The organism is Roseateles oligotrophus (assembly GCF_025717515.1).
Lineage (GTDB): Bacteria > Pseudomonadota > Gammaproteobacteria > Burkholderiales > Burkholderiaceae_C > Paucibacter_A > Paucibacter_A oligotrophus.
In genome coordinates this window covers 182,320-198,295 of record NZ_JAJIRN010000007.1, presented here as the reverse complement: position 1 = coordinate 198,295, position 15,976 = coordinate 182,320, and the positions used below count along the sequence as shown (strand labels likewise).

Annotated in this window: 12 protein-coding genes; 11 read left to right on the top strand and 1 reads right to left on the bottom strand. The window is 64.3% G+C overall.

All coding sequences use genetic code 11. The features are described 5' to 3' along the window. The first annotated feature begins 107 nt into the window (after positions 1 to 107). The 11 genes from dgoD to LNV07_RS16385 all read left to right on the top strand — a co-directional run bounded on the left by dgoD (position 108) and on the right by LNV07_RS16385 (position 13,063). Positions 108 to 1,256, top strand: a complete 1,149-nt coding sequence (dgoD, locus tag LNV07_RS16435; RefSeq protein WP_263572244.1) for a galactonate dehydratase — start codon at positions 108 to 110, stop codon at positions 1,254 to 1,256. Beyond that, positions 1,253 to 2,227 (top strand): 2-dehydro-3-deoxygalactonokinase, encoded by a 975-nt coding sequence (locus LNV07_RS16430; protein ID WP_263572243.1) that lies wholly within the window; start codon positions 1,253 to 1,255, stop codon positions 2,225 to 2,227. Before dgoD ends, LNV07_RS16430 begins: the two co-directional genes overlap by 4 nt. Before the next feature lie 18 nt (positions 2,228 to 2,245). Further along, positions 2,246 to 2,875 (top strand): 2-dehydro-3-deoxy-6-phosphogalactonate aldolase, encoded by a 630-nt coding sequence (locus LNV07_RS16425; protein WP_263572242.1) that lies wholly within the window; start codon positions 2,246 to 2,248, stop codon positions 2,873 to 2,875. A 45-nt stretch (positions 2,876 to 2,920) separates the two neighbouring features. After that, positions 2,921 to 5,407, top strand: a complete 2,487-nt coding sequence (locus LNV07_RS16420) for a beta-galactosidase (protein WP_263572241.1) — start codon at positions 2,921 to 2,923, stop codon at positions 5,405 to 5,407. 147 nt (positions 5,408 to 5,554) lie between these two features. Beyond that, the gene (locus LNV07_RS16415; RefSeq protein WP_263572240.1) at positions 5,555 to 6,517 is read left to right on the top strand and encodes an SMP-30/gluconolactonase/LRE family protein; all 963 of its coding nucleotides are present in this window, start codon (positions 5,555 to 5,557) and stop codon (positions 6,515 to 6,517) included. A gap of 39 nt (positions 6,518 to 6,556) precedes the next feature. Then, positions 6,557 to 7,558, top strand: coding sequence for an arabinose ABC transporter substrate-binding protein (locus tag LNV07_RS16410; protein WP_397545574.1), 1,002 nt, complete (start codon positions 6,557 to 6,559; stop codon positions 7,556 to 7,558). Between the two features lie 28 nt (positions 7,559 to 7,586). Next, entirely contained in the window at positions 7,587 to 9,098 is a 1,512-nt protein-coding gene (araG, locus tag LNV07_RS16405; protein WP_263572239.1) for an L-arabinose ABC transporter ATP-binding protein AraG, read from the top strand. Between the two features lie 36 nt (positions 9,099 to 9,134). Next, positions 9,135 to 10,088: an L-arabinose ABC transporter permease AraH gene (araH, locus tag LNV07_RS16400; protein ID WP_263572238.1), complete on the top strand. Its 954-nt coding sequence runs from the start codon at positions 9,135 to 9,137 to the stop codon at positions 10,086 to 10,088. Next, complete coding sequence (locus tag LNV07_RS16395; RefSeq protein ID WP_263572237.1) at positions 10,081 to 11,280, top strand: glycoside hydrolase family 53 protein; 1,200 nt, start codon at positions 10,081 to 10,083, stop codon at positions 11,278 to 11,280. The genes araH and LNV07_RS16395 overlap by 8 nt, the downstream gene beginning before the upstream one ends. Next, positions 11,277 to 12,062: an SDR family oxidoreductase gene (locus LNV07_RS16390; protein ID WP_263572236.1), complete on the top strand. Its 786-nt coding sequence runs from the start codon at positions 11,277 to 11,279 to the stop codon at positions 12,060 to 12,062. The genes LNV07_RS16395 and LNV07_RS16390 overlap by 4 nt, the downstream gene beginning before the upstream one ends. Positions 12,063 to 12,103: 41 nt before the next feature. Further along, positions 12,104 to 13,063, top strand: coding sequence for a LysR family transcriptional regulator (locus LNV07_RS16385; RefSeq protein WP_263572235.1), 960 nt, complete (start codon positions 12,104 to 12,106; stop codon positions 13,061 to 13,063). A gap of 42 nt (positions 13,064 to 13,105) precedes the next feature. Here LNV07_RS16385 and LNV07_RS16380 read toward each other — a convergent pair whose 3' ends face one another. Continuing rightward, entirely contained in the window at positions 13,106 to 15,769 is a 2,664-nt protein-coding gene (locus LNV07_RS16380) for a TonB-dependent receptor (RefSeq protein ID WP_263572234.1), read from the bottom strand. Between the last annotated feature and the right edge of the window lie 207 nt (positions 15,770 to 15,976).

Below are 15,976 nucleotides of genomic sequence, written 5' to 3'. Positions count from 1 at the left end.
CGCCTTGCAGCTATCTCGATAGAGCATAGATATACGCTTAAAAATGATACTTTCGATGTAGCTCGCGGACTTAAGCTGAAGGCTGTTTCCTGACTGCCCACAGCTCCATGAAGATTACCAAGCTCACCCTGTACCGAGTGCCTCCGCGCTGGATGCTTCTGAAGATCGAGACCGACGAAGGGATAGTTGGCTGGGGCGAACCGGTGATCGAGGGCCGCGCCCGTACCGTCGAGACGGCCGTCCAGGAGTTCGCGCCACTGCTGATCGGCCAGGACCCGGCCCGCATCAACGACCTCTGGCAGCTGATGTATCGCGGCAGCTTCTACCGCGGCGGCGCCATTCTGATGAGCGCCATCGCCGGCATCGACCAGGCGCTGTGGGACATCAAGGGCAAGGCGCTGGGCGTGCCGGTCTATCAGCTGCTGGGTGGCCTGGTGCGCGATCGCATGAAGACCTATTCCTGGGTCGGCGGCGACCGCCCGGCCGATGTGATCAATGACATCCGGCGCCTGCGCGCCGGTGGCTTCGATACCTTCAAGATGAACGGCACCGAAGAGTTCGGCATGATTGACAGCGCCGCCGCCGTCGATGCCGCGGTCGGCCGCATCGCCGAAATCCGCGCCGCCTTCGGCAATGAAATCGAGTTCGGCATCGACTTCCATGGCCGCGTCGCCGCGCCTATGGCCAAGGTCTTGCTGCGCGCGCTGGAGCCTTACCGGCCGCTGTTTGTTGAAGAGCCGGTCTTGGCCGAGCAGGCCGAGCATTACCCGCGTTTGGCCGAACACACGGCTATCCCGCTGGCCGCCGGCGAGCGCATGTACTCGCGCTTCGAATTCAAACGGGTGTTCGAGCAGGGCGGCATCGCCATCGTCCAGCCCGACCTCTCGCATGCAGGTGGCATCAGCGAATGCGTGAAGATCGCCGCCATGGCCGAGGCCTATGACGTGGCGCTGGCGCCGCATTGCCCGCTCGGCCCGGTCGCCTTGGCGGCCTGCCTGGCGGTCGACTTCGTCTCGCACAACGCGGTGCTGCAAGAGCAGAGCATGGGCATCCATTACAACAAGGGCGGCGAGCTCTTGGACTATGTGTCGAACAAGCAAGACTTCCTGATCGAAGGCGGCTATATCAAGCCGCTGCCCAAGCCGGGCCTGGGCGTCGAGATCGACGAGGCCCGCGTCATCGAGGCCAGCCGCAACGCCCCCGATTGGCGCAACCCGCTGTGGCGCCATGCCGACGGCAGCGTGGCCGAGTGGTGAGCCAAGCCCCAATGGAATCGGCCGCCCTGCTCGCACTCGACTGGGGAAGCAGCGGCCTGCGCGCCTTTTTGCTCGACGGGCAAGGCCTGACCCTCGCCAGCCGCAGCAGCGCGATGGGCGCCAGCGTGATGGACGGCCGGGCCTTGGCCTATGTGCAAGCGCTGCAGCAGATTGCCGGCGACTGGCTGCAAGCCAACCCGCGATTGCCGCTGCTGGCCTGCGGCATGGTCGGCGCCAAACATGGCTGGCGCGAGGCGCCTTATGCGGCCTGCCCGGCCAACGAAGCCGCGTTGGCCGCGCAGACCGTGTCGGTGGAGTTCGGCCAGGGACGCAGCCTGCGCATCCTGCCCGGCCTGCTCCAGCAAGCCGCTGGCCAGCCGCCAGATGTGATGCGGGGCGAAGAGACGCAGGTCTTCGGCGCCTTGCAGCAGCACCCGCAGTTGGCCGATGCGGCCTGCATCGTGATGCCGGGCACGCATTCAAAATGGGCCGAGCTGCGAGACAGCCAACTGCGCGGTTTCGCCACCCATATGACCGGCGAGTTGTTTGCCCTGCTGCGTCAACATTCGGTGTTAGGGCGACTGATGCCCCCGGTCGATGTCGCGAGCGACTCAAGTGCCTTTCTCGCCGGCCTGCGGGCCGCCCGCGAGCAGGGCGAGCTGGGCCTGAGCCATCAATTGTTTGCCGTGCGCACGCTCGGCCTGACGGGCGAATTGGCGGCCGCTGCGCTGGCCGACTATATGTCCGGGCTTTTGATCGGCCACGAATTGCGCGCCGGTCTGGCCTGGCGCGACCGGCGGGGCTTGGCGCAAGCGCCGCTGCTATTGATCGGCGAGCCCGGTCTTTGCGCTCGCTACGCCCAGGGCCTGCGCGCCTTTGATTGCGCCGCCGATTTGACGCTGGACAACACCGCACCCGCCGGCCTGTGGCGGCTCGCGCAAAGCGCCGGTTGGCTGCGGCTCCCCCCATAAATTGGACCAAATAGAACCATGACTTGCTCCCTGTTTGACCGCGCCTTTGCCGCCCTGCCCCTGGTCGCCATACTGCGCGGTGTGCGCCCTGCCGAGGTCGAGGCGATCGCGTTGGCGCTGTATCAAGAAGGCTTCCGCCTGATCGAGGTGCCGATGAATTCGCCGCAAGCGCTCGATTCGATCGCCTTGCTTTCGCGCTGCCTGCCCGACGACGCCTTGCTGGGCGCCGGCACGGTCTTGAGCGTGGACGCCGCGCGCAAGGTGCGCGACGCCGGCGGCCGCCTGATCGTGATGCCGCATGCCGACACCGCCGTGATCCGCGCAACCAAGGCCGACGGCCTGTTCTGCGTCCCCGGAGCGGCCACACCCACCGAGGCCTTTGCCTGCGCCGATGCGGGCGCCGATGCGGTCAAGCTGTTCCCCGCCGAGTTGGTCACGCCGCAAATCCTGAAGGCCATGCGCGCGGTGCTGCCGCCGACGCTGCGCTTGCTGCCGGTTGGCGGTGTGACGCCGCAGACGATGAGCCCTTATGTGCAGGCCGGCGCGAGCGGCTTCGGCCTCGGCTCGGCGCTGTACGCACCGGGCTACTCGGCCGCCACCGTGGCCGCACGCGCGCGCGACTTTGTGCAGGCTTGGCGCGGGCTGTAAGCACCGCCTTGTCGGCAACAAAACAAAAAATACAGAGACAACAACATGAACAAGCAGCAAAAAAATGCCGTGACGCTGGCCGTGGGCCTGTTGAGCACCCTGATCAGCGGCCTGAGCCCGGCCCAAACGCTGCTGCAGATCGACGCCAGCGCGCCGGTTCCGGTGCCCTTGACCGGTCACCTCCAGCTTGGCAGCGCGGTCTCTCCCAAGGGCGAGACGCTGGGCGCCAACAACCAATACCTGACCCGCAATGGCAAACCCTGGCTGCCGGTGATGGGCGAGTTCCATTACAGCCGCAGCCCGGCCGACAGCTGGGAGGCCGAGCTGCGCAAGATGAAGTCGGCCGGCATCGACATCGTCGCCAGCTATGTGATCTGGAATCACCATGAAGAGCAAGACGGGCACTTTGTCTGGAGCGGCAATCGCGACCTGCGTCGCTTTGTGCAGTTAGCCAACAAGGTCGGCCTTGATGTGGTGGTGCGCGTCGGCCCCTGGGCACATGCCGAGGCACGCTTCGGCGGCATCCCGGACTGGGTTGTGGCGGCCATGCCCACACGCGGCAACGACGCGCAGTACCTGAAGGCGGTCGAGCGCCTGTACGGCCAGATCGGCCAGCAGCTCAAGGGCCAGCTGTGGAAAGACGGTGGCCCGGTCATCGCCATTCAGCTGGAGAACGAATACAACCTGAACGGCCCCGGCCAGGGCGCGGCCCATATCAGCGAGCTCAAACGGCTGGCGCGCCAAGCCGGCATGGACGCGCCGCTCTACACCGTCACCGGCTGGGACGACACGGTCTACCCCTCCGGCGAAGTAACGCCCGTCTTCGGCGGTTACCCGGATGAGCCCTGGGGCAACTCGACCACCGAGCTGCCGCCCAAGGAAACCTATGCCTTTCGCTTCGACAGCCGGGTCTCGGGAGACCTCGGCGCGCAGACCGCCGCCAGCGCGCCGGGCACCGCCGCAAGCGATATCGGCCTGACGCCTTTTCTGGGCGCCGAATACGGCGCCGGCCTGCCGGCCATGTACCGCCGCCGCACGCTGGTGTCACCTGACGATATCGCCTCAATGCTGCCGGTGCAGCTGGGCTCGGGCGTCAATTTGATGGGCTATTACATGTTCCACGGTGGGCGCAATCCACTCGGCGTGAACGGCGTCAGCACGCTGGAAGAAAGCAGCTTGAGCGGCGGCTACAACGACACGCCCGCGATCAACTATGACTTCAACGCCCCGCTCGGGCCCGACGGCCAGCAGCGCCCGGTGCTGGCCAAGCTGCGCCCTTTTCACTATTTTCTGCGGGACTTTGGGGCCGAGCTAGCGACCATGACGGTGCGCAAGCCGGCGCTGACGCCGGCCAACGCCGCCGAGCTGCAGACGCCGCGCTGGGCGGTGCGCGCCAATGGAGACAGCGGCTTTCTGTTCTTCAACAACCATGTGCGGCAATACGCGATGCCGACACAAAAGCAGATTCGTTTCTCGGTCAAACTCACGACGGAAACCTTGCAATTCCCGCAACAGGCGGTCGATGTCGCCGACGGCGCCTATTTTCTCTGGCCGATCAATCTGGACCTGGCCGGCACCCGCCTGCGCTACGCCACCGCGCAGCCGGTGGCAAGGCTGGACGCCGGCAAGGACGGCCTGGTCTATGTGTTCTCCGCCCAGGCCGGCATCCCGGTCGAGCTGGGCTTTGATGCGGCCAGCGCTGCCCATATCAAGGCAGCCAATTCCAGCAAGGCCCGCAGCCAAGTGATAGACGGCAAGCTGGTGCTGGACCGGCTGCAGCCCGGCAGCGACGCCGCCCTAACCATCAAACGCCCCGGTGCCCGTCTGGTGACCTTGCTGGTGTTGACACCGGAGCAGACGCAGCAGTTGTCGATCGGCGAGCTGGCCGGCCAGCGCCGCTTGCTGCTCAGCGCGCAAAGCAGCCATTTCGCCGCCGCCGGGCTGGAGCTCTTGTCCGCCGGTGATCCGCATTTCCGCATCGCCGTCTACCCGGCGCTGAGCCAGCTGCCGAAGTCCAGCCTGGCGCTCAAATCGGTGCACCGTGACGGCATCTTCCAGGTCTTGGAAGCCGAGCAGTTGGAGCGTCAGCCCCAAGCCCGAATCAGCGCGCTGCGCGAAGCTCAGGCGGCCCCGCCGATACAGATCGGCGGCCTCGCAAAAGCCGCCTTGCAGCCCAGCCCGGAGAGCTTCAAGGCGGCGGCGGCCTGGAAGATCGAACTGCCCGAGGCGGTGTTGAAAGGCGTCGACGATGTGCTGATGCAGATCGACTTCGTCGGCGATATCTCCCGCCTGTTTGCCGGCACCCAGATGCTGGATGACTGGTATTACAACGGCCAAGCCTGGCAAATTGGCTTGAAGAGTTTGAACGCCAAGGCAAAAGGCCCGCTCCATCTCAGCGTGCTGCCCTTGCGCGCCGATGCCCCGATCTACCTGCCCCGCGAGCACCGGCCCGACTTCAAAGGCGCGCCCCAATTGGCCGAGTTGCGCCAAGTCAGCCTGATTCCGGTCTACCGTTGGAGCCTGCGGCCCTGAACCGGGTAGCCATACGCATATTCGTATAGCTCCTCACGAATAAAGCATTTGTTGAATATAGCGAAGCCCGTTAACTTGGCGTCCTTGTTGCAAGACAAAGATCCCGCCCCCTCCTCTTTCGCCCGCAATTCGAAACAGCCAGCCGCCATGTCGAACGACACACCCATCGATCCGAACCGCCCCGCCGAAGCCGATCTGGCCCAGCCCATGCTCGCCCAGAGCGCCACGCTGGGCGAGGGCCTGCAATGGCATGCCCCAACGCAGCGTTGGTGGTGGACCGACATCGAGGCCTCGACCCTGAACGCCTGGACACCCGGCGCTTCGCAAACCCTGACGGCCAAACTGCCGGACCGGCTCGGCAGCTTCGCCCATTGCCGCTCGGGCCGCCTGCTGCTGGGACTGGCCAAGCGCCTGTGCTTGGCGACCCTGGCGGATGCTCAGGCGAGCGGCAGCGTCAGCCCAACGATACAGTCGCTGGTGCCCGTGGACCCGGCCGAGCCGCGCACCCGCATCAATGATGGCCGCACCGATCGGCGCGGCTACTTTGTCTTCGGCACCATGAACCAGGCCAGCGACAAACGGCCGATCGGCAGCTTTTACCAATATTCAATGCAGCATGGCCTGCGCCGCTTGGCCCTGCCGGCGGTGGCGATTGCCAACAGCATTTGCTTCAGCCCCGACGGCGGCACGATGTACTTCTGCGACACCTTGAGCCAGACCATCATGCAATGCGACTACGACGCCGAGAGCGCACAGGTCGCCCGCGTCCGCCCGTTCGCCCAAGTCGAGCCTGCCCATGCCTGGCCGGACGGTTCGGTGATCGCCAGCGACGCCAGCCTGTGGAACGCCCAATGGGGTGCCGGCCGGGTGGTCCAGTATTCGCCCGAGGGTCAGGTCATGCGCGTCGTTCGCGTAGCCGCCAACAACAGCACCTGCCCGGCCTTTGGCGGCGAGTTGATGGATCAATTGATGGTGAGTACCGCCAGAGTCGACCAAAGCCGCGAAGAGCTGGAGCGCCTACCCGGCTCCGGCAGCTTGTTCGGTCTTCGCCTGCCGCTGGTGCGCGGCCTGCCGGACGCGCTCTTCGATGACCAGCCCGCCGGCGCCTGAAGGCCGGTGCGGAACCAATACAACGATAGGAGACATGACATGAGAAACAAGAACACCTTGCTGGCCTGGGCCACGCCGCTGTTGACCGCTGCCGCAATGCTGACGCTGGCGCCGCTGGCCCGGGCAGCCGACCCGGTCAAGATCGGTTTTTTGGTCAAGCAAGCCGAAGAGCCCTGGTTCCAGGACGAATGGAAATATGCCGAGCAGGCGGCCAAGGACAAAGGCTTCACCCTGGTCAAGATCGGCATCCCCAATGGCGAGAAGATGATGGCCGCGATCGACAATTTGGCGGCCCAAAAAGCCCAGGGCTTTGTCATCTGCGCGCCCGATGTGAAGCTGGGTGCGGCAGTCGCCCGCGCCGCCAAGCGCCATGATTTGAAGGTCATCTCGGTCGACGACCAATTGCTTGACGGCGCCGGCAAAGCGATCGCCTCGATCCCGCATATGGGTATCTCGGGTTACGAGATCGGCAAACAGGTGGGCCTTGGTCTGCTGGAAGAAATCAAAAAACGCGGCTGGAACCTGAACGAGGTCGCCGCGCTGCGCGTGGCCTTTGACCAACTGCCGACCGGGCGCGAGCGCACCATGGGCGCCGTCGATGCGCTCATGGCCGCCGGCCTGCCCCCCGCCAATGTGATAGCCGCGCCGCAGGCCAAGACCGACACCGAAAACGCGTTCAACGCCGCCAATATCGCCTTCACCAAAAACCCCAAATTCAAGCATTGGGTGGCGGTGGGCCTGAATGACGAAGCGGTGTTGGGCGCCGTGCGTGCCGGCGAAGGCCGCGGCATCCGCAAGGACGATTTGATCGGCATCGGCATCGGCGGCAGCCAGACCGCGTTGAACGAATTCACCAAGCCGGTCGCCACCGCCTTCTTCGGTACCGTGTTGATCAGCCCCAAGCGCCATGGCTACGAGACCGCCGCGAATATGTACCAGTGGATCACCACCAATCAAGCGCCCGCCGCCCTCACCCTGACCAGCGGCACCTTGATGACCCGCCAGAATCAAGTCGAACTGCGCAAGCAGCTGGGCCTGTAGTTCGTACCCATCTTTTCTGCTACGAAATATGCCCTCCAGCACCGCAATTCCAAGCCTTCAGTTCGATCAGGTCAGCAAGATTTTCCCTGGCGTCAAGGCACTCAATGGTGTCAGCTTCGAGGCCCGCGCCGGTCAGGTCCATGGCCTCTTGGGCGAGAACGGCGCCGGCAAATCAACGCTGTTGAAAATCCTCGGCGGCCAGTACCGGCCCGACGGTGGCCGCCTGCTGTTGAACGGCGAGGAATGCCGCTTCACCTGCGCCGCCGACGCGATCGCCGCCGGCATCGCCGTCATCCATCAAGAGCTGCAATATGTGCCCGAGCTGACCGTGGCCGAGAACGTCTTGCTGGGCCGCCTGCCGCAGCGCTTTGGCTTCGTCAACAAGCGCGCGGCAAGCGCGATGGTGGCCGCGCGGCTGGCCGAAATCGGCGTTGAGCTCGACCCCAATGCGCGCCTGATCGATCTGTCGATCGCGCAGCGCCAGATGGCCGAGATCTGCAAAGCGGTGCTACAAGACGCGCAGGTGATCGCCTTTGACGAGCCGACCAGCAGCCTCTCGCATCGCGAGAGCGAGGTCTTGTTCCGGCTGGTCAAGGATTTGCGCGCCGCCGGCAAAACCATCATCTATATCTCGCACAGGCTGGAAGAGCTGTACGCGCTGTGCGACTGCTGCACCATCTTCCGCGACGGCCGCAAGGTCGCCACCCACCCGGAGATGGCGGCGGTGCCGCGTGAGCGGCTGATCAGCGATATGGTCGGCCGCGAGGTCAACGACATCTATGACTACCGCCCGCGCCAGTTGGGTCAGGAGCGGCTGCAGGTGCGCGGCATGCTGGGCGAGCGACTCGCCGCGCCCTTGGACTTTGCGGTCCGCGGCGGCGAGGTGCTGGGCTTTTTTGGCCTGGTCGGCGCGGGCCGCAGCGAACTGATGCGCCTGCTCTACGGCGCCGATGCGCGCGCTCAGGGTCAGGTCTTGCTGGACGGCCAGCCGGTGTCGGCCAAGGGTCCGTCGGCCGCGATCGAAGCCGGCATCGTGCTGTGCCCGGAGGACCGCAAGGAGCAAGGCATCCTGGCGGAGTCTTCGGTGGCCGAGAACATCAATATCAGCTGCCGTCGCCATGACCTGCTCGGCGGATTGTTCCTGCGCCATGCCAGAGAGGCCGCGCTGGCCGATGCCTTCATCCAGCGCTTGCGCATCAAGACCCCGAACCGCGAGCAGGAGATCCGCCTGCTGTCTGGCGGAAACCAGCAAAAAGTGATTCTGGCGCGCTGGCTGGCCGAGCCGGGCCTGAAGGTGCTGATCCTGGACGAGCCGACCCGCGGCATCGACGTTGGCGCCAAGAATGAAATCTACAAGCTGATCCACGAGGTGGCCGAGAGCGGCTGCTGCGTGATCGTGGTCTCCAGCGAATTGCCCGAGGTGCTGGGCATCGCCGACCGCGTGATCGTGATGCGCGAAGGCCGCATCAGCGGCGAGCTGGACCGAGCTGCCGCCAGCGAGACCGCCGTGCTTCGCCTTGCCCTGCCCGACCTGGCCTGATTCAGTAACACTTTATTTGTACGGAATAGCTCCCCCATGAAGACATCGTCCCTGAATCGCGCCTGGCTGACCGAGCACAGCATGACCTTGGGCTACGGCCTCTTGTTCATCGTGCTGGCCCTCAGCGTCGAGAACTTTTTCTCCGCCGCCAATATCGTCGGCCTGATGCTGTCGGTGGCACAGATCGGCATGGTCGCCTGCACCATGATGCTGTGCCTGGCCTCGCGTGACTTCGACCTCTCGGTCGGCTCCACCATCGCCTTCGCCGGCGTGCTCGGCGCCATCATCCTGGAACATACCCAAAGCGTGACGCTGGCGGTCGGCGGCGGCCTGTTGGCGGGCGCCTTGATCGGCGCGGGCAATGGCGTGCTGATCGCCTATTTGAAGGTCAATGCCTTGATCGCCACGCTGGCCACCATGCTGATGGTGCGCGGCCTCGCCTTCATCGTCTCCAAGGGCCAGGCGGTAGGCATTGCCGACGAAGGCTTCATCGCCTTCGGCGACGCAAGGCTGCTGGGTCTGCCACTGCCGATTTGGGTCTGCGCCGCCTGCTTCCTGGTCTTCGGCGTGCTGCTGAACCACACCGTGTTCGGGCGCAACACGCTGGCGATTGGCGGTAACCCGGAAGCAGCCAGGCTGGCCGGCGTCAAGGTCGAAAAGCTGCGCGTCTGGATCTTCCTGCTGCAGGGTCTGGTGACGGCGATGGCCGGCCTGATTCTGGCCTCGCGCATCACCAGCGGCCAGCCCAATTCGGCCCAAGGATTCGAGCTCGATGTGATCTCGGCCTGCGTGCTGGGCGGCGTCTCGCTGCAGGGCGGGCGGGCGCGCATCTTCGGCGTGCTGATCGGCGTGCTGATCATGGGCACGGTCGAGAACGTGATGAACCTGCTCGACGTTGATGCCTTCTACCAATATCTGATGCGCGGCCTGATCCTGCTGGCCGCCGTGCTGCTGGACCAGCTGAAAGCGCGCGGTGGCAAGCGTGTGTAAATGGCCAAACTGCCTGCTGGCCGCGCTGCTGCTTTGCTCCGCGGCCCAGGCAGCGCCCTTTTTAGCCGGCGGCGATGTTTCCGTGCTGCCGCTGATGGAGGCGCAGGGCGCGCGCTACTTTGACCGCCAGGGTCGGCAGGGCGATGCCCTCGCAATCCTGGCTGCCAACGGACACAACATCGCCCGCCTGCGGCTCTACGACAGCCCCGGCCCGGGCAGCGGCGCCGAAGGCTATTACTGGCCCGAGGGTTCGATGGATCTGCCCGATCTGCTGCGCATGGCGCGCCGCGCCAAGGCGCTGCAGATGCAGATTCAGCTGACCCTGCATTACAGCGACTTCTGGACCAACTCCAAAACACAAGGTCTGCCGACAAAATGGCGCGCCGAGTTGCAGCCCTTAGCGGACGAAGCGGCGCGGCGCACTCGCTTGGCCGAGCTGGTGTTCGAGCGCACCCGCGAGGTCATGCTGGCCCTGCAAGCCCAGGGCACCAGCCCCGAGTTCATCTCGCTGGGCAATGAGATCGAGCATGGCATGCTCTACCCTTACGGCGCGATATCGCCACCCGGCGCGCAGGGCTGGCCCGGCTTGGCGGCGCTCTTGCGCGCCGGCCACGCGGCGGTCAAGTCGGTGGCGCCTAAGAGCAAGATCGTCTTGCATCTGGACGACGGCGGCAATCTGGCCAAGTACCGCGACTGGTTTGATCAGGCCCAGGCGCACGGCGTCGAGTGGGACGTCATTGGCTCGTCCTACTACCCCTTCTGGACCCGGAAGACGGCCGCCCAAATGGCCGCCTTCAGCCGCGCGGTCAGCACTCATTACGACAAGGACCTGCTCTTGATGGAAGTCGGCTTCAACTGGAGCCCGACACTGCCGGACGGCAGCCCGGGCCAATTGAGCGACAACGGCCCCTATCCGCCTTTGATGAGCTCACCCAAGGGCCAGCGCGACTTCATGCGCGAGCTGTTCGATCTGCTCAAACGCGAGCCGCGTGTGCTGGGCCTGCTCTATTGGGACCCGGTGATGATCGCCACGCCCGGCGTCGGCTGGGCGCTACGAGAGAGCGATGCCAAAGCCGGACCTAACGCCGTATCCAATACCACCCTGTTCGATTTCAAGGGTCAGGCCTTGCCGGTGCTCGATGCCTGGCGCGCGCTGTCCCCGAGTGACGCAACAATCCAACAAAAACCATGACCCTCAGACTGCAAAACAAGGTCGCGCTGGTGACCGGCTCCACGCTCGGCATCGGCCGCGCCATCGCCCGACTGTTTCTGGCCGAAGGTGCCTTTGTCGTCATCAACAGCCACCGCGATGACGAAGCGGCTGCCGACTTGCGTGCCGAGCTGGGCGCTGACCGGACGGACGGCCGCTGCCTGTTCGTGCAGGCCGATGTGGCCGATGCCGGCGCCGTCAACGCAATGATGGCGCAGGCGGTGCGGCGCTTCGGCCGGCTCGACATCCTGATCAACAACGCCGGCATGAATGTGTTTGCCGACCCGCTCTTGATGACGCCCGAGCAATGGCAGCGCTGCTTTGCGGTCGACCTGGACGGCGCCTGGCATTGCGCACGCGCCGCCCTGCCGCATATGCTGATGCAGGGCGCGGGCAGCATCGTCAACATCGCCTCGGTCCATGGCCACCGCATCATTCCCGGCTGCTTCCCCTACCCGGTGGCCAAACATGCGCTGCTGGGCTTGACCAAGTCGCTGGGCATCGAATACGCGAGCCGCGGCGTGCGGGTCAACTCGATTTCGCCCGGATTCATCATGACCGAGTCGAACCAGGCCTGGCTGGCCGGCTTTGCCGACCCGGACGCCGAGGCCCAGCGCCAGGCCGAGCTGCTGCCGGTCAAACGCTTGGGCGAACCGATCGAAGTGGCCTACACCGCGCTCTTCCTGGCCAGCGATGAGGCCCGTTTCATCACCGCCGCCGACATCTTGATCGACGGCGGCCGCAGTCAGCTTTATCACGATTAGCCGCTTCGGTCCTTCGAATCTCGACGGCCTACACTGCCCCCATGAGCGCCCCCCGATTGACCCAACCCTCAGACCGCTTCGTTCGTTCTCACCTGAAACTGCGGCAGATGGTGCTGCTGGTGGAACTTGGCCGGCATGGGTCCATCCTGCACGCGGCGCAAGCCGCCAACCTGACTCAGCCGGCCGCCTCCAAGCTGCTGGCCGAGCTGGAGCATGCGCTGGGCGTGCAGCTGTTCGAGCGCTTGCCGCGCGGTGTCGCCCCAACGCTTTATGGCGATGTGATGATCCGCCGCGCAGGCGCCGCGCTGGCCGAGATGGATGCCGCCCATCAAGAGGTGATGGAGTTGCAGTCGGGCATGAGCGGGCGGGTGGCGGTCGGCACGGTGATGACGCCCTCGATCGCGCTGGTGCCCGAGGCCGTCAAGCTGTTGAAGGCCCGGCAGACCAGGGTCAATGTGTCGATCACGGTGGACGCCAGCAAGCTGTTGATACAGCGCTTGCGTGCGGGTGAGCTGGACCTGGTGATAGGCCGCATTCTTGACGCCGATTCGGCCGCCGCACTCAATTTCGAACCCCTCAATGATGAGCCCCATCAATTGATCGCGCGCGCCGCCCATCCCTTGGCCAAGCATCCGGATCTGCAACTTGGCGATCTGGTCGGCACGGGCTGGATCTTGCCGCCCAGCGGAAGCATCCTGCGTGACCGCCTGACCGCGCTATTTCTGGCGCAAGGCTTGGATCCGCCGGCCGAGTTGGTGGAAACCGTGGCGCTGCCCGTGGTCGCGAATTTATTGATGGGCAGCGATATGGTCGTGGCCCTGCCGGTCGAGTTGGTGCAGGCCTATCTGGATACCGGCCTGCTGACCGTGCTGCCCTTCGATCTCGGCATAAGAATGGATTCCTACGGCATCGTGACCCGCAAGAACAGCCAGTTATCCCCCGCCGCCGCCGCCATGCTGCAGGCGCTGCAGGAGGTGGCTGGGAGGCGGGCCACCTTCTAAGCGCCCCCAAGGATTTCATATCGCTGAGGGCCACGGCAAGGCTTAGAGCTTGAAAGAAAGCCCCACATTGAAGCGCCTACCGAACTGGAAGTTAGTCTGGTGGTAGGCATTCATCGGATCGGTGTAGATGACCTTTTGATTGGTCAAATTCTCGACCCCGAAGCGAACCTGCATCTGCTGCGTGATCTGCTTGGACAGGTTCAAGGACACCCAGGTTTCCGCACCGTTGAGCTGGAAGGCGGTCGAGTCCCAGGTCGGGGCGCGGTTGAACGCCGAGTGGTAGTTGGCCGCCAGGCGTGCCTCGAAGCCGTCATGCTCGTACCAGAGCGTCAGGCCGCCGTTGTGCTTCATCAAACCGTTGGTGGCGATGGGACTGAAGCTCTGGCCGCTGCGGTCACCGTTCTCCTTGATATTGCTGTCGGAGTAGGTGTAGTTGCTCAGCAAGCCCAGGCCGTTGAACGGCGCCGGCAAGGTGGTGAAGGCCTGCTGATAGACCAGTTCGAAGCCCTGCACATGGCCGCCGTCGCGGTTGACCTGTTGGGTGAAATAGGCCGGCTTGCCTTCGAAGCTGCCCTTGACCGAGGCGATGCCGATGTAGTCGCTGATCTCCTTGTAGAACAGACCGGCCGAGACCAAGCTGCCCTTGCCGAAGAAACGCATAAAGGTCAGGTCGATCTGGTCCGCCATCATCGGCTTGAGTCGCGGGTTGCCGCCGCTCACGATGGTCGGGTCTATGCCCTTGGGATCGATGGTGACCGTGTGGGCGTTGTTCATCACGTCCAGCGGTGCGCGCGACATCGCACGCGCCAGTCCGAAGCGGACCTGGTTCACTTCTTCTTCATCCAGATTCAGGATCAAGTTCATGCTGGGCAGGAACTTTGTGTAGCTGGTGCCATCGGAGACGGCGCTGGGCTTGCCGCCATTGCGCTGCTCATAGCCATAGCCGGTCTGGCTGCTGTGGATGGCGCGCAGGCCGGCGTTGCCGCGGTAGCTCATGCCGCCGAAGGTCTGGCCGGCCAGATCGGCCTGGGCGTAAACGGCCGAATTGCTCTCTTTCGCCCGCCAATTGTCTTGCACCAGATTGGCATCGGTCGAGCTGCGGCCCTCCGAGCTCAAGGCTGCTGGGCCGAAGTACTTGCCCACGGCATCGGCGAAGCCGCCGACCAACTCGACAAAGTCGGGCCGGCCATCGACCGTCACGCGCTGGAAGCCCGAAGTGGGAATCGTCGCCGTCGAGCCGAGGTTCCAGGAGATCGCTTCGTAGGACTTCTCGCGCTGCGTGGCGCGCGCGCCGAACTTGATCTTGTTGACATCGCCCCAGCTCACCAGGCGGCTGGCGCTCAGTTGCTGGGAGTCCAACTTGTCGTCCAGTCGGCCGCCCTTGGTCGGGCCCCAGGTCTCACTGACCTGGTTCGAATAGTTGGCCGGATTGCCGGTATCTTGGCTGGACGAATAGCTCATCCATTGGTCTTTGCCGAAGTCAAACGTTGTTGCGCCGGACTTCAGGTTCTTCAATTCAACAGCCGACCACAGCGTGTCACGGCTTGCGGTTGAATGGGCAATATCGGCATCGAGCTGCCAGCCATCGGTCTTGAACTTGCCGTTCAAACCGGTGGCGAAATTCTTCATGTCCTGCTTCCACAGCGAGTTCAGCGTCTGCAGGGTGACGTCCTTGACCGTTGCCGCCGTGACGTAGCCGCCATCGGTCTTGACATTGCTGAAATTGCCGCTTTGCCAGCCATCCCAGTTGCCGATGCCGTCTTGAACATGGGTCAACGCCGGCTCTTCGATATTGGACCTGGCCATATAGACATCGCCGGTGATGGCGAGGTTGGCATTGGGCTTGTACTCAAGCTTGCCGGTGGCGCTGGAACGCTTGTTGCTGCCCTTCTTCATGCCGGTCTGGAAGCCCCAGCGGGTCTTGTCGACCTTGCCGTCGCCGGTGATATCGGCGGAATGGTCTTCATTGAAACTCCAGCTCTCGACCCGGTCTTCCAGCGACGGCTGGTCGTAGTAGCTGAAGGCCACCGCCACGCCGACGGTGCGGTTGGCAAACTGGTCGACATAGATGCCGCCCAGGCGCGGTGCCGTGGTCTTGGCGCCGTCGATCTTGCTGCCCATTTGGTAAAACAGCGCGTCGGCCTTCAGCGCCAACTGGCGCTCCTTGTAGGCCAAGGGCTGGACGGTCTGCAAGTCAATGGTGGTGGCAATGCCGCCTTCGATCAGCTCGGCCGACTGGGTCTTGTAGACGGTAGCACCCGACACCGATTCGGACGGGAACATCTCGAAGCGCACCGCGCGGTCGGGCTCACTGGAGGCGAACTCGCGGCCATTGAGCGTCGCGCCGACGAAGCGCGGGCCGAGGCCACGCGCCACGATCTGGCTGGCATTGCCGCGGTCGATGCCGGCGGACAAGCCGGGCAGGCGGGCCAGCGACTCGGCGATGGTGGTGTCGGGCAGCTTGCCGATGTCTTCCGACGCGATCACTTCCACCATGCTGTTAGACATTTCTTTGGTCGACAGCGCGCTGCGCACCGAGGCGCGGATGCCGGTCACGACCACTGCTTCCAATTCCGCTTTCGGCGCATTCGGCGCGCTCGGGTTGTTCGGAGCGGCGGGCGCTGCCTGCTGCGCCAAGGCGTTAGTGCCGATGGCCGGCATGACGAAGATTGCTTGAATCAACCAGGATAATTTTTTCTGTCTCATGGAATGTCCGTTTTTATATTGACCGGCAGCGCTTGGGCGAGAAGTCCTCGCCACTGCTGAACCGCTTGTGAGTTCCGCCGGGTGGATTCAATGTAAGGACAGAGCGATGCGGCTTCGTATCACTTATGTCCGAGGAAATATCCTGAATTCAGATACGTCGGCTAGAACTGCGCGGAGGTCGGCAACTCGAAGTTATCAAGTCCTGCC

Coding starts and splice junctions, on each gene's coding strand:
- araH (WP_263572238.1), top strand. CDS start 9,135: ATGAAGACATCGTCCCTGAATCGCGCCTGGCTGACCGAGCACAGCATG.
- LNV07_RS16380 (WP_263572234.1), bottom strand. CDS start 15,769: ATGAGACAGAAAAAATTATCCTGGTTGATTCAAGCAATCTTCGTCATG.
- dgoD (WP_263572244.1), top strand. CDS start 108: ATGAAGATTACCAAGCTCACCCTGTACCGAGTGCCTCCGCGCTGGATG.
- LNV07_RS16415 (WP_263572240.1), top strand. CDS start 5,555: ATGTCGAACGACACACCCATCGATCCGAACCGCCCCGCCGAAGCCGAT.
- araG (WP_263572239.1), top strand. CDS start 7,587: ATGCCCTCCAGCACCGCAATTCCAAGCCTTCAGTTCGATCAGGTCAGC.
- LNV07_RS16410 (WP_397545574.1), top strand. CDS start 6,557: ATGAGAAACAAGAACACCTTGCTGGCCTGGGCCACGCCGCTGTTGACC.
- LNV07_RS16420 (WP_263572241.1), top strand. CDS start 2,921: ATGAACAAGCAGCAAAAAAATGCCGTGACGCTGGCCGTGGGCCTGTTG.
- LNV07_RS16425 (WP_263572242.1), top strand. CDS start 2,246: ATGACTTGCTCCCTGTTTGACCGCGCCTTTGCCGCCCTGCCCCTGGTC.
- LNV07_RS16390 (WP_263572236.1), top strand. CDS start 11,277: ATGACCCTCAGACTGCAAAACAAGGTCGCGCTGGTGACCGGCTCCACG.
- LNV07_RS16385 (WP_263572235.1), top strand. CDS start 12,104: ATGAGCGCCCCCCGATTGACCCAACCCTCAGACCGCTTCGTTCGTTCT.